General features: G+C 29.6%; 13 protein-coding genes and 1 other RNA gene. 4 read left to right on the plus strand and 10 right to left on the minus strand.

Going from position 1 to position 14,733, the window contains the following annotated elements; genetic code table 11:
- Positions 1-10: 10 nt before the first annotated feature.
- From BUB70_RS05540 to aroQ, 6 genes are read right to left on the minus strand one after another with little or no spacing between them, the layout of a single operon-like run.
- Positions 11-1,216, minus strand: coding sequence for a glycosyltransferase family protein (locus BUB70_RS05540; RefSeq protein WP_073119165.1), 1,206 nt, complete (start codon positions 1,214-1,216; stop codon positions 11-13).
- Complete coding sequence (locus BUB70_RS05545; RefSeq protein WP_073119168.1) at positions 1,213-2,121, minus strand: glycosyltransferase family A protein; 909 nt, start codon at positions 2,119-2,121, stop codon at positions 1,213-1,215. Before BUB70_RS05545 ends, BUB70_RS05540 begins: the two co-directional genes overlap by 4 nt.
- Positions 2,122-2,127: 6 nt before the next feature.
- Positions 2,128-2,970: a glycosyltransferase family 2 protein gene (locus BUB70_RS05550; RefSeq protein WP_073119170.1), complete on the minus strand. Its 843-nt coding sequence runs from the start codon at positions 2,968-2,970 to the stop codon at positions 2,128-2,130.
- Positions 2,967-4,274 (minus strand): ABC transporter ATP-binding protein, encoded by a 1,308-nt coding sequence (locus BUB70_RS05555; RefSeq protein ID WP_073119173.1) that lies wholly within the window; start codon positions 4,272-4,274, stop codon positions 2,967-2,969. Before BUB70_RS05555 ends, BUB70_RS05550 begins: the two co-directional genes overlap by 4 nt.
- A gap of 1 nt (position 4,275) precedes the next feature.
- Complete coding sequence (locus BUB70_RS05560; RefSeq protein WP_073119175.1) at positions 4,276-5,127, minus strand: ABC transporter permease; 852 nt, start codon at positions 5,125-5,127, stop codon at positions 4,276-4,278.
- Between the two features lie 3 nt (positions 5,128-5,130).
- Positions 5,131-5,547, minus strand: coding sequence for a type II 3-dehydroquinate dehydratase (aroQ, locus tag BUB70_RS05565; protein WP_073119178.1), 417 nt, complete (start codon positions 5,545-5,547; stop codon positions 5,131-5,133).
- A gap of 429 nt (positions 5,548-5,976) precedes the next feature.
- On the opposite strand from aroQ, the gene BUB70_RS05570 reads away from it, so the two are divergent.
- Together BUB70_RS05570 and xerD are read left to right on the plus strand one after the other, a co-directional pair.
- Positions 5,977-6,354, plus strand: a complete 378-nt coding sequence (locus BUB70_RS05570; protein WP_073119180.1) for an HU family DNA-binding protein — start codon at positions 5,977-5,979, stop codon at positions 6,352-6,354.
- Positions 6,355-6,870: 516 nt separating this feature from the next.
- Complete coding sequence (gene xerD / locus BUB70_RS05575; protein ID WP_073119182.1) at positions 6,871-7,767, plus strand: site-specific tyrosine recombinase XerD; 897 nt, start codon at positions 6,871-6,873, stop codon at positions 7,765-7,767.
- A 194-nt stretch (positions 7,768-7,961) separates the two neighbouring features.
- Here xerD and rny read toward each other — a convergent pair whose 3' ends face one another.
- From rny to BUB70_RS05595, 4 genes are all read right to left on the minus strand, one after another.
- On the minus strand, positions 7,962-9,521 hold the full coding sequence (gene rny / locus BUB70_RS05580) for a ribonuclease Y (RefSeq protein ID WP_073119185.1): 1,560 nt from the start codon (positions 9,519-9,521) through the stop codon (positions 7,962-7,964).
- Positions 9,522-9,572: 51 nt separating this feature from the next.
- A non-coding RNA gene (gene ssrS, locus BUB70_RS05585) (6S RNA) lies at positions 9,573-9,680 on the minus strand.
- A 54-nt stretch (positions 9,681-9,734) separates the two neighbouring features.
- Complete coding sequence (locus tag BUB70_RS05590) at positions 9,735-10,031, minus strand: cell division protein ZapA (RefSeq protein WP_073119187.1); 297 nt, start codon at positions 10,029-10,031, stop codon at positions 9,735-9,737.
- Positions 10,032-10,041: 10 nt separating this feature from the next.
- Positions 10,042-10,332, minus strand: coding sequence for a hypothetical protein (locus tag BUB70_RS05595; protein WP_073119189.1), 291 nt, complete (start codon positions 10,330-10,332; stop codon positions 10,042-10,044).
- Between the two features lie 165 nt (positions 10,333-10,497).
- Between BUB70_RS05595 and BUB70_RS05600 the strand changes: the two genes are divergently transcribed.
- The gene (locus tag BUB70_RS05600; RefSeq protein ID WP_073119191.1) at positions 10,498-12,183 is read left to right on the plus strand and encodes a M23 family metallopeptidase; all 1,686 of its coding nucleotides are present in this window, start codon (positions 10,498-10,500) and stop codon (positions 12,181-12,183) included.
- Between the two features lie 8 nt (positions 12,184-12,191).
- On the plus strand, positions 12,192-14,660 hold the full coding sequence (locus BUB70_RS05605) for a TonB-dependent receptor (protein ID WP_073119193.1): 2,469 nt from the start codon (positions 12,192-12,194) through the stop codon (positions 14,658-14,660).
- The last annotated feature ends 73 nt before the right edge of the window (positions 14,661-14,733 follow it).

The following is a 14,733-nucleotide window of genomic DNA, read 5'->3' on the forward strand; positions in this document are numbered from 1 at the left end:
TCTGATTTGATTATAAAGATTCTATAGAGCCTCTAAAAGATTTTAAAGAAAAATAATCTCCAAATGGAGATACATTTAAATTTTTATTATTCATTTTTAAATGTATCAAATATCTTAGTTTATTTTTTATTTCATCATGATTATCATATGTTGCTATAAATTCTTCTTTGATTATATTTCTCGTCTCACTTCTTTTGGGTGATATTGAAATAATAGGTTTTTTTAAACTCTCTAAAAATGGTGCTTTCCCTACCAAAATATTACTATGTGATGTATTGTCACAATTTTCTAATATGACGATAATATCAGATTCATTTTTTTGTTCATAAGATGAGTTCACAAAATTAATTGTATTTAAAATCACAATGTTTTTTATGTTTTTGTATTTTTCTTTGATTCTTTCTGTTTGATCTCCTTTTATTCTAAGAACAAATTCAGTATTATCTTTTAAGAATTTATCTTCATCTATAATATTAATATAAGCATCTAATAAAACATCTATATTTCTTTTAAACTGAATAGCACCGTGGTATGAAACTGATATTTTTTTCTCTTTTTTCCTATAATTATCCACATTAGAATAATCAAAGACTTTAGGAGAAAATTGATGAGGAACTGTAAAGAACTTTTTGTTCGAACCATATAAATGCTCCATATCATTTGATAATAATCCTGAAGGTGAAATACAGGCCTTAGCTTGTTTTACTACTTCCCACATATCCATCATTTTATAAACCTCTAATTTATTTAACTCCAATTTAGAGCCAGAATCCCATAAGACTGGAAAAGGATCGTGAAAATTGATAATTGCATTCTTTAAAATAGGAAGGTTTTTTGCTGCTCTAATAACTTCATACTCTTGTCCACAACTTCTAATAAAGATTAAATCGTATTTTTTATAATCTATTTTAGACAAATGTTTTTTATACTTAGAAAATATAAACTGTTCTTTTAAAGTTTTGTGAAAAATTCTCCAATAAATCTTATTAGGCCACAAAACATATTTTGGAAACTTAAAAATATTTATTCTTTCTTCTACAATATTATCTACAGGTAACAAATCTAAACGATCATCACTATTAACATGTTTTAAATACACCAAATCTACAGTAGATTCTGGGTATAAATCTGCAAGTTTAGCTATAAAAGACCTTGATACGACTCCTTCACTAGTACCTGATATCCTTAAATCTTGAGCTATTACTAATATTTTCATTTTTGCGCTTTTCTTATTGCAGATAAATACTTACCTATAAAATTTAATAGTCTAATCCATTGCTTATTTTTAATATATAAAAGAATTGTCTTTCTCCAGTAACTATTCTTTTTTTTATTATCTAAAAATGTTTTCTCTAGCTTGAAATAAACCAACTCCAATTGCTCTAACGTAAAATACTTATTATGGATATTTAACAAATCAAAGAAAAAAGCAAAAGATGCCTCGTTTTTTTTAACTAAATTATTACTCATACTAGAAATATTAATACCACTAGATCTTACTTTCACAACGGAAGTATTAATTCCATATATTTTGTTAAATTCTGAAAACTCTAAAACAGCCATTACATCTGTGTGCCAAGCTAATGGATATTCTTTAAACCCATGTTTTTTATAGGCATCTACTTTAAATACAAATTCACTTAAAGTACTTCTAGTTAATCCTTTTAATCTATTTATAAAAAACGTGATAGTGTTTTCTATTTCAGCAACTTCAACAGTATTTATCATAGGACTTAACGCTATATCTGTTTTAACCGATGCATATCTAACCACATTAATTGCTTTAGCATTAACCTCTTTTACATTCTTATAAAACTCATCTACAAAATTATTTTGTAACACATCATCATCTCCCAAAATCATAAACCATTTTTCATCATTCAAAATTGTTAAACATCTATTCCAATGTTTTACCAATGACTGTCCCCCTAAATTTTCATGATATCTTTTATACGTTAAATTAAAAGGTAGAGTTTCTTTATTTATTTCTGACTCAAAATTATATGGACTGCAATCATCGCCTATGTATACATTAAATTTATGACAGGTTTGATTTAGCAAAGAATCAAATGTTTCTTGAAAAAAATCTTTTTTGTAGTATGGAATTAGTATAGCTAGCATTTGAGTTTACTTTCTAAATATTTTTTTTAACTTTTTTTCAACTTTATAGAAAACTGAAGATTTTAAGTTTTCTATCTCTTGCTTTAACACTGAATTCTTTTTACTTATATTTTTATATAATATCAACAAAAACTCTTCATATAAATTAGTTCCAATAATTTCTTTAATAATCTCTATAGCTCTTAGTTGTTCTTTAAAAATATTGGTAGCCATAGTCATGCTTTGAGTATGTTTTCTGTAAGATACTAAAGGCTTTGCAAGTGCAATAGGTATATAACCTTGTTTAAATAACACAATCCACATTAACCAATCTTCTTTGGCTTTAATAGTCTCATCAAATCTATATTGTGTAAAAAAAGAAGCATCAAATAATCCACAGTGAATAGGAATGTTAATTTCAAAATCCCAATAATACAAAACCCCTTCAAAAGTTAATTTTTCTTGATTAATAATCATTGAATAATTAACATTGTTAATAAGCATACTAAAATCTGTTATTACAAATTTATAATGATGGTCTCCTTTAAACAAAGCTATTGATTCAACAATTTTAGTAGGAAAGAGCAAATCATCTGAATCTAAAAACTGAATTAAATCTCCTTTAGCATGATTTAATCCATAATTTCTAGCACTACTTAGTCCTCCATTGTTTTTATATAGATAAACAAATCTTGGATCTTTATTACAATATTCCTTTGCAACAACTTCGGTATCATCAGTACTTCCATCATTTACAATAAAGCATTCCCAGTGAATATATTTTTGATTTAGAACACTCTCCAAAGTCTCACACAAGAATTCTGCTTGATTATAACACGGAATTATAATAGACACTAACAAATTTTTCATTTTTCAAAATTATATGAGTTATTAGCTAATAATATATAACCATGTTGTTTTCCTCTAGGAATTGCTCCTGTTCTAAAAAAATCTGTTTCAATTACCTCCATTTTAATTTGATTCTCAATAAAATCAAAAACACTTCCTCCAACTTCACACCCCCATAAAGAAATATAATAATCCATCGATCTTAAATTCAAATTAGCTATTTCAAAACGAATTATAGATTTTTTATCCTTTAAATACAATTTATTCTTAGTAAACTCATTACTTATATTCATCACTGCTATTCCTTTTGAATCAACAAAGTCCATTGCAATATAAATCTCTCTTGACAAAGCTCTTTTATTCTCAATTTCAATATCTATAAAAATTTTACTTCCAGAATAAACTTTTGAACTGTCTTTAAACTCCTTACCTTGAGTATTTGACGTAAAACTAATTTTTTTAAAAAGTGAAGTTTTATTTCCTTTTCTTATTGTTAAGCTTAAGAGATCTGAGTTAACCTCTTGATTTTTATCACTCAAATAAAAATCAACACCTTCTGAAACATTCCCCTGAAACAAATTAACACCATTTCCCAAAACCAGCAACTCTGTACATAAACTTTGTATCGCAGCCATATCATGACTCACAAACAAAACTGTTCTTCCATCACTATTAGAAATATCTTGCATTTTACCAATGGCTTTTTTTTGAAACTCTGCATCCCCCACCGCTAAAACTTCATCTACTACCAAAATATCAGGTTCTAAAAAAGCGGCTACAGCAAAAGCCAAACGTACCGTCATTCCGCTAGAATAACGTTTGGTAGGCGTATCTATATAACGTTCACAACCCGAAAAAGAAATAATCTCATCAATTTTTTCATTGATTTCTTTTTTGGTCATTCCTAAAATAGCTCCGTTTAAATATACATTCTCACGCCCAGTCATTTCAGGATGAAACCCCGTTCCAACCTCTAATAAAGAAACTATTCTTCCTTTGGTTTTTATACTTCCTGTAGTAGGCCCAGTGACTCTTGAAAGGATTTTTAACAAGGTTGATTTACCAGCTCCATTCTTTCCAATAATTCCTAAAATCTCACCCTTTTTTACTTCAAAAGAAACATCTTTTAAGGCCCATACATACTCCGAAGTTCCTTTTGTACTTCTATCATTGGTTTCTCCTATTTTTAAATAAGGATCTTCTTTTCCCCTTATTCTGTGCCACCATCTATTTAAATCGTGACTAATAGTTCCTGTTCCTAAAGTTCCTAAACGATATTGTTTAGAGATGTTTTCTACTTTTAATATCACATTACTCTCTTCCATGTTATATCGTATCTATAAAACTTTTTTCTGTCTTGTTAAAAACCAATATTCCAAATAGAAAAACTACAACAGAAATTATTAATGTATACAAAACACCAAACAAAGTCACGGAACCTTCTCCCAACAAAACAAACCTACTATACTCAATAATATGTGCTACAGGATTAAAATCTACCGCCCATGTTAAGTTATTTTCTTTAAACAAACTATAAGGTAAACTTACCAATGAAATATACATTAAAAGTTGTACCCCAAAAGAAACTAAAAAAGTTAAATCTCTATATTTAGTTACCATCGATGAGATAATCATTCCTAACCCTAATCCTAACATAGCCATACATAATAACACAATAGGATATGTTAATACATATATATTAGGACTTATAACACTACCACTAAAAACAAAATATAAGTAGAAACAAATAAAAATTCCGAACTGAATTCCGAACTTTAATAGATTTGAGATTACCACAGACATGGGCATAATAACTCTTGGAAAATAAACCTTTCCAAAAATAGCTTGGTTCTTTTTAAAAGTATCTGAGGTCTCTGTTAAGCAATCTTTAAAATAATTCCAGCTAGTAATACCCGCCAAGTTGAACAAAAAGGGTGGAATTCCACCTGTACTAATATTCGCTATTTTATTAAAAACCAAAGTAAATACAATTGAAGTAAACAAAGGCTGAATTAAATACCATAAAGGTCCTAATATAGTTTGTTTATAAACAGTTACTACATCTCTTTTTACAAAAAGAAACAATAAATCTCTATAACGCCAAACTTCCTTTAAATTTAAATCGAAGAGATTGTTCTTTGGATTTATTTCATATAACCAGTTTTCCTCTTTGTTCATTGTTTATTTTATAAAACTCTCTACGCCCAATTCATAACTCTTTAAACCAAAACCTAAAATTACTCCTTTACAAACGGGAGATAAAAAAGATTTATGCCTAAAAGCTTCTCTTTTGTGAGTATTAGAAATATGAACTTCAACAACCGGAGTAGTTACACCACTAATCGCATCAGCAATGGCTACAGAAGTATGCGTATATGCTCCTGCATTCATTACAATTCCATCGTAAGAAAAACCTACTTCGTGAATTTTATCTACTAACGTCCCTTCACTATTTGATTGAAAGTATTCTAAAGTAATCTCTGAATATTTCTTTTTTAAAGTTTCAAAATATTGTTCAAAAGTTTCAGAACCATAAATCTCTGGTTCTCTTTTTCCCAACAAATTTAAATTGGGGCCATTTAATATTAAAATTTTCATAATTACCAAAATATTGATTTATATCAAAAGTAAGAAAAAACAAGGGTATTATAATTAACATACTATAATAACGTTATAAAAACAATTTAGAAATACTCTTGACAAAAAAATAAAGATAAAACACTAATCATTCAACTATTTTTTATACTCAAAACCAACTTTTTTATTCCACAAAATTGTTAATAACTTTTTATTCGTGCATTACAAGCACACATATTTATTTATGAATATTTTTTATAAACTTAATAAAATAAAGCGCTGATAATGAGCATCAACAACAACCAGAACATTTAACAAACTAAAAAACATAAATGTCGATAACTATTGATTAAAACCAAACATAACAATAAATTTTATTTATAACTTTAAGAATGTAAGGACATAGTGTACTTACCACTTTATTAAAGTGTAATTTTAAATTTTATAATTATGGTAAAGATTAAACCATTACAAAAGTCTAATCCGCGAGACTTAACAGCGGAAAAAAAGTTTTATGCCCAAGCCATTGCTACTGGAACTACTGATTTGGAACGTTTGGCTTATTTGGTATCTAATCAGAGTACTGTAAGAGAGGCCGATTGTTACGCTGTAATTCTTTCTTTGGTTCACAACATTGTAGATGAACTAGAGCAAGGAAAAATTGTAAAACTAGACAAATTAGGATCCTTTCAAGTAGGCGTACGTTCATTGCCGTCAGAAACTGAAAAAGAAGTATCGGCAAATTCAGTGAAATCTGCTCACTTAAATTTTAGACCTGATACTAAATTGCGTAGCTTATTAAAAAATGTAGGCTTTACATTGAATTAGGACTAGCACCCTTTTCTATGAAGTTCAGTACTTCTTGAAACTAAAAAACCTCGATTGTTACAGCAGTCGGGGATTTTTTTTGCTTTTTTACTCAAAACTCCAACGCTTCAATAAAAAAAAGTACTTGAGCTTTTACTTAAGTCCACTGTACAAACTTATAAACTCCACTTGTACACTTGCACAAAAGCACTTGTGCTTTTAAAAACACAACTGCTAATCTAAATTTTACAAAAACAGCTTCATTAAATTTTACATTTATTATTGTTTTTAACCTTCAAAAGTCAAATTTTAAGCATAAAAAAACTCAATAAAATTCGGACTAGCACCCTTTCCTATTGAGTTTGGCTTTTCTTTTAACTAAAAAACCTCAATTTGTTACAGCAAATTGTATTCTAAAATTAAACTATAATTATATGTTGTGCAATTTTATTTGAGGTTAATTGACATTGTTTATGGTTAATGATTATAAAATAGCCCCCCCTTGCTTTGGTATATATTCCTTATTTTTACTTTACAATGAATTGGAACTCCTACATCAAAGAATTTACCCAATATCTACTCATAGAAAAGGGATTGTCAAAAAACACCATCATCAACTATCAAGGGGATTGTGAAAAACTTGAGAGTTACTTTAGAGAATCAGAAATCACCCCTTTAAATATTAAAACGGCTGATTTACAAAATTTTATTTATCAATATTCCAAAACGCACAAGGCTAGATCTCAAGCTAGATTAATATCTGGTCTTTCTTCTTTTTTTGATTATTTATTGATTGAAAATTACAGAGAAGTAAATCCCATGGATATTATTGAATCTCCCAAAATTGGACTAAAACTTCCTGATACTTTATCTGAAGAAGAAATCAATAAAGTCATTGATGTTATTGATTTGTCTCATCCACAAGGAGAAAGAAATAGAGCTATTTTAGAAACTTTATACGGATGTGGATTACGTGTAAGCGAACTCATCAATCTTAAAATTTCTGATCTATACTTTGATGAAGGTTTCATAAAAATTACAGGAAAAGGAAACAAACAACGGTTGGTTCCTACAAACTTGTATACCGAAACCATCATTAGTAATTATATAAGTCAACAAAGACTTTTAACACCTCCCAAAAAAGGAAAAGAAGATGTGTTATTTTTAAACAGAAGAGGAAATCAATTAACGAGAGTGATGATTTTTACCATCATCAAACAATTGGCAGAAAAGGCAAATATTAAAAAAACAATTAGCCCACATACGTTTAGACACTCGTTTGCGAGTCATTTACTAAATGGTGGTGCTGACTTAACTGTGATTCAAGCTTTACTAGGACACGAAAGCATTACCACTACCGAAATTTATTTACATGTGGATAAAACCAAACTAAGTGAGGTTGTGAATAAATACCATCCTAGAGCGAAGAATTAGTGAGTAGTGAGTAGTGAGTAGTGAGTAGTGAGTAGTGAGTAGTGAGTAGTGAGTAACAAAAAAATAAATTCTAAATTCAACGAATACACAAATCAACAAACAAAAAAGCGTTTTTAGAAATTTCTAAAAACGCTTTTTTTGGACAATAAACAATTGTTCTTTGTCAATTGCACATTGTTAATTGACACTGTAAATTACTTCGCTACATTCACAGCTCTAGTTTCTCTAATTACTGTAACTTTTACCTGACCTGGATAAGTCATCTCAGTTTGTATTTTTTGAGAAATATTAAATGATAAATCTGAAGCTTGATCATCTGTTACTTTATTACTTTCAACCAATACACGTAATTCACGTCCTGCTTGAATAGCATAAGCTTTTTGAACTCCTGTGAATCCAAATGCTAAATCTTCTAAATCTTTTAATCTTTGGATGTATGAATCTAATACTTGACGTCTTGCACCTGGTCTTGCTCCTGATATCGCATCACAAACTTGAACAATAGGTGCTAACATGGTTTTCATTTCAATTTCATCATGGTGCGCTCCGATAGCATTACAAACATCTGGTTTTTCACCATACTTCTCTGCCCATTCCATACCTAATAATGCATGTGGTAATTCGCTTTCTGTATCTGGCACTTTACCTATATCATGTAACAATCCAGCTCTTTTTGCAGCTTTCACATTCAGCCCTAATTCAGCAGCCATCAACCCACAAAGGTTAGCAACTTCTCTAGAGTGCTGTAATAAGTTTTGTCCATATGATGAACGGAACTTCATACGTCCAATAGTTTTAATCAATTCTGGATGTAACCCATGAATTCCTAAATCAATTACTGTACGCTTACCAACTTCAATAATTTCTTGATTGATTTGCTTCTCGGTCTTCTCTACCACTTCTTCAATTCTAGCAGGGTGAATACGACCATCTGTTACCAATTTATGCATAGACAAACGAGCAATTTCTCTACGAACAGGATCAAAACAAGAAAGGATAATTGCTTCTGGTGTATCATCTACAATGATTTCAACTCCAGTAGCTGCTTCAATAGCTCTAATATTACGACCTTCACGACCAATAATACGACCTTTTACATCGTCTGATTCAATATTAAAAACAGATACACAGTTTTCTATAGATTGCTCTACTCCAACTCTCTGAATTGTATTTAAAATCAACTGACGAGCATCTTGTTCAGCCGTTAATTTTGCTTCTTCCAAAGTATCTCTAATATAAGCCATCGCATCTGTCTTTGCTTCAGCTTTTAAAGAATCTACCAATTGTATTTTGGCTTCATCTGCAGACAATCCAGAAATAGATTCTAGCATATCTACTTGCTTCTTATGCATTTTATCTAACTCGGCTTGCTTCTTTTCTAGAAACTCTAAGCGATAATCATAATCCGACTCTTTTTCTTCAAGAGATTTATTTAATTTCTTCTCTCTCTCAATCTCCTTATTCAAAGAAGTTTCTCTATCCTTAGCTCTTTTTTCTGATTCAGCTACCTTTTTCTCTCTAGATAAAATTACTTTTTCATGTTCAGCTTTAAGCTCAATAAACTTTTCTTTTGCTTGTAAAATTTTATCTTTCTTAACGGTTTCCGCAGTTAATTTTGCTTCTTTCACAATAGAAGCAGCTTCTTTTTCTGCCTGAATTGTTATCTGAGAAGCTTTAAACTTCTCTAGCATTTTTGCTACTATAAACCCTACAATTAAGGCTGCAACAGCAACGAGTATTATGGTTGTATTCATTAGTTTAAGTTAAATTATATATATAAAAAAACCTACTGAGGTTAGTTTTATAAACTCCAAAAAACATTTTTTAGGACTAACATTGTGATCAAGTATCTGTATAAATACAGCTCGCTTTAACACAATAGACTCACCCTTTTTAAAGATATAGTGTTGAGTTTATCAAACGAAAACCAAAGTAGGCAGTGTTTTTATTTCTATGTAAAGAACTTCTTATTTATCTAGATACGACTCTAATTTACTATTTAATTTTGACAATTTAGCTGTTATTGCATTATTTTCTTCTTCTTTTATAACCTTATTAACTTCTAAAATAGAAGCAAACTGCAAGGCACACATGGCTAACACATCTTGTTTATCATTTACCGCATAGTTACTTTCATAATCTGCAATTAACTTATTAATGTTTACAGCAGCTGCTCTTACCCCTTGTTCTTCTTCTGTAGATTTTACAGAAATAGGATAATTTCTACCACCTATTGCTACATTAATTTTATATGTATCCGCCATTTTAAAGAGCTTATGTATTTAATTCTTTAATACATTGATCTATTTCTGCAACTAAAAAATCAATTTTAGCTTTCGTATCCTTCTTATATCCTTCACTACCTCCTATAGTCTTAGCAATTTTCAACACTTGCAACTGTTCTTTGTAAAAAGAAATTTCATCTTCTAAGCCTTTATTACTTTGCTGTAACACAAAATTACTATTAGATAAAATCTGATTTTCTTTTTGTAAAAACTCGTAGCGTTCCAGAAGTTGTTCAATATTAGCCTCTAATTCGGCAATGATATTTTGTTGACTTCCCATAGTTGTTGTCGCTAAAACCTTATATACAAAAATAGCATTGTTATTCTTAAATCCAATTTTTTAGACAGTAAATTGTAAAATTCGTTATAAAGTTTGTTTCTCAGACTTTTATAAGTGTATTTTAAGATATTATAATATTTTTGTGTAACCCTTAAATGTATTTTTTTGAAAAAACATCTCTTTTTACTCTACTTACTTACTTTTTGTGTAACATTTGGACAACACAAATACCCAAAAAATGATTTTAGAAATCCTTTAGATTTTCCTATTGTGCTTGCCGGAACTTTTGGTGAATTAAGAACCAATCATTTTCATTCTGGAATAGATATTAAAACAAAAGGAATTAGTGGAAAAGAAGTTTATGTAGCCAAAGAAGGTTACGTTTCTAGAATTAAAATTTCTCTTTGGGGATATGGTAAAGCTATCTATGTAACACATCCAAATGGATACACAACTGTATACGGTCACCTACAAAAATTTAGCGATCGAATTGAAAAATATATCAAACAAAAACAATACGAAAAAAAATCTTTTGAAATTCAGGTTTTCCCAAATAGGGACGAACTGACAATAGAAAAAGATGAAATTATAGCCTATTCTGGAAACTCTGGGGGCTCAACTGCTCCTCATTTACATTTCGAAATTAGAGATACAAAAACAGAAAAAATCATTAATCCTTTATTATTTGGATTAACAGTTCCTGATAACATTACACCACGTTTTGGAGGACTTAGAATGACTCCTTTTGGCGAAAATGCTGCTGTAAATCAAATTCCTGTAGCACAGGACCTTCATGTATCAAAAATAAATAGTCACTTGTATGTTTCTAATGAAGTAGAAGCCATCGGAAAAGTTGGTTTACAAATTAACACACATGACTTATTAAACAACGCTGCTAACAAAAATGGTGTTTATAGTATTGACATGACCGTGAATGATACTTTGGTTTATCATCATGATTTAGAAACTTTTGCTTTTGATGAAAGTAAATACATCAACTTGTTAATTGATTATGGATATTATGCTAAGCATCGTAAAAAATATCAAAAAACATACATAGAACTTGCCAACAGATTGTCTATTTACAAAACAGATCAAAACAAAGGATATTTATATATTAAAGATCAAGAATTTTATCGTGTTGAAATTATTATCAAAGATTTTGCAAATAATACAACTGTTATTAGAGTACCCATCAAAGGAAATAAAATCATTACTCCCATTATCAAAGAAAACATAGAGACACCTTATTTTGTAGAGCAAAACAAATACACCGTTTTTAAGCAAGGAAATTCCGAAATTAGGTTTCCTAAAAATGCCTTTTACGAAGATGTTTATTTAAATTACAGTGTTAGTAAAAACGCCATTCACGTTCATAAACCTAACTTACCTTTAAACAAAAATTATACTTTAACATATTTTACTGATAGTTTGTCTGCAAACGAAAAAAAGTATGTGTATTTTGCTTATAAAAGTGGACGTCATTACAATTATATAAGTACTTACAGAAAAGACAATAAAATATACACCAATACAAAATATTTAGGTGATTTCTATCTAAAATTTGATAGCATTGCTCCCATTGTTTATAAACCTAGCTTTTATAATAAACAAGATATCAGCAAGCATAAAACACTAAGTATACATATTAAGGATAATGAAACGGACATTAAAAACTACTACGCTACCATTGATGGTAAATGGATTTTAATGGAATATCAGCCTAAAAAAAATAGATTGTTTTTTGATTTAAAAGATTTAAAAGCTACCAAACAACAACATGCTTTTAAATTAAAAATTCAAGATGTATTAGGAAATACAAAAACATACGAAGCTAGCTTTTACAAATAAAAAAACTATTGAAAACATTTTTATCCTTATTCATATTTTTACACGCTACAGTTCTATTTTCTCAAACAGGATTTGTAGCTGGTGTGATTACTAACGAAAATAAAGAACCTTTATCTGGAGTAAACATTAGTTATAATCATAAAGGAGTGGTTAGTGATGAAAATGGAGCATATCAAATAGAAATTATTGCCAACAAACAAACACTTGTTAAATTTTCTTATTTAGGTTATGGTACTGTTTTTAAAACCTTTAAAGGATATAAAAACAAAACCATTAAATATTCCCCTATTCTTAAAATTCAATCTCAAGAAATAGACGAAGTTAATATTAGAAATTATCAAGCTGCTCAAGAGGGAATTGTAAAACTAAAAGCCGAAGAATTTAAAAGAATTCCAGGAGCCAATGCAGGAATAGAAAATTTGTTGATGACTCAACCTGGAGTGAACAACAGTAACGAGTTAAGTACCCAATACAGTGTTCGTGGAGGTAGTTTTGATGAAAACTTGGTGTATGTAAACGGAATTGAAATCTATCGTCCTTTTTTAATAAGATCTGGACAGCAAGAAGGATTGAGCTTTTTAAATTCTGATATGACAGAAAATATCAACTTTTCTGCAGGTGGATTCGAAGCAAAATATGGTGATAGATTGTCTTCTGTATTAAACATTCATTATAAAAAACCAACCAAAGAACTTTCTACGGTAAACTTAAATTTATTAGGAGCTAGTTACACGTACGAGAATTTATTTTTAAACAAAAAGTTATCAACTTTAATTGGAGCCAGATATCGTAACAATCAATTATTAGTCAGCAGTAAAGACACCAAAACCAATTTTAAACCAGTTTTTGCAGATATACAAACCTATTTATCTTATAAAATAAACAACAAAAGTAGTGTTGATTTTTTAGGAAACATTGCTATGAACAATTACAACTTTACGCCTATTTCTAGAGTTACAAAATTTGGTGGATTGTTTCAACCTAGAGAATTAGTCGTTTTTTATGAAGGGAATGAACAAGATGATTTTAACACTTATTTTGGTGCCTTAAGTTATAAATACAACTTTACAAAAAATACCAAATTAGATATTACAGGTTCTGCTTTTAATACGCAAGAACAAGAGTATTATGATATTTACGGAGCCTATTCTATTGCCGAAGTCGATCCTACCACTGGAAATCCGTTATATACTTCTGGAATTGGAACTCAATTAGATCACGCCAGAAATGATTTAGATATTTTAATTCAGAATGTAAAAGTTTCTCTTCAACATAAAATCAATCAACATCATTTTGAAGCAGGAGTAAAATTCCAAAGTGAAAATATTAGAGACCGTATAAACGAATGGAAAGCAGTAGACAATAACGGACTAACTTTAAGAAATCCAAATTTAAACACCGTTAACAATCAACCTTTTGATCCTTTTACCGCTCCCATAGATTTGTACTATAAAGTAAAAGCTCAGAACGATGTAACCATCAATAGATTTTCTGGTTATTTTCAATGGAATAAAAAATGGTATTTAGGCGATCATATTTTATGGCACCATGCAGGAATTAGATCTCAGTTTTGGAACATACAAAACAACAAAACACAAACAACCTCATCATTTCAAAACACCATTAGTCCACGTTTTAGACTTTCTTTAAAACCCGATTGGCAAAACACAGATATGGTTTTTAGATTGTCTGCAGGATATTATCATCAGCCTCCATCATATAAAGAACTGAGAGATGTTGATGGAAATATTCAAAGTGATGTAAAAGCACAAGAATCCATTCATTATGTGTTTTCTAACGAATATAGTTTTAACATGTGGGAACGTCCTTTTAAAATGACTTCCGAAGTGTATTATAAACAACTAAATAACGTAAATGCTTATTCTCTAGACAACGTTAGAGTTAGATACGATGCCAACAACAATACTCAAGCATATGCCACTGGATTGGATGTTAGGTTGAGTGGAGAATTTGTGCCTGGTAAAGAAAGTTGGGTAAGTTTTGGTTTGTTAAAAACTGAAGAAAACACCAATAACAGAGGTTATATTGCCAGACCTACAGATCAACGTTTTAAATTGGCTATGTTGTTTCAAGATTATGTGCCTAGCAATCCTAATTTTAAAGTATTTTTAAATTTGGTTTTAAATAGTAGTTTACCAGGTGGAGCTCCAATAAATGCAAGAGCAGATAATAGTACAACAGTGGATAGGTATAATTTTCAAACAAGATTAAGACCGTACCGTAGAGCAGATTTGGGAGCTTCGTATATTATTGTAGATAGTAACAAACAATACACTTCTGGTTTTTTAAGTAGATTTAAAGAATTAGAATTAGGAATAGAACTTTTTAATATGTTCGACATTCAGAACACCACTACCAATACTTGGATTTACGATGTAGACAGTCAACGTTACAACAGCGTTCCAAATATTTTAACAGGTCGTATTTTAAACTTTAAAATTGGTATGCAATTCTAACACTTTAAACTATTTTTTGTGTTAAAAAGTTGATATAGATTAATCTTTTGTTTGATAGATAAACTTTATCTCT

The organism is Wenyingzhuangia marina, from assembly GCF_900130035.1.
GTDB classification, from domain to species: Bacteria; Bacteroidota; Bacteroidia; order Flavobacteriales; family Flavobacteriaceae; genus Wenyingzhuangia; species Wenyingzhuangia marina.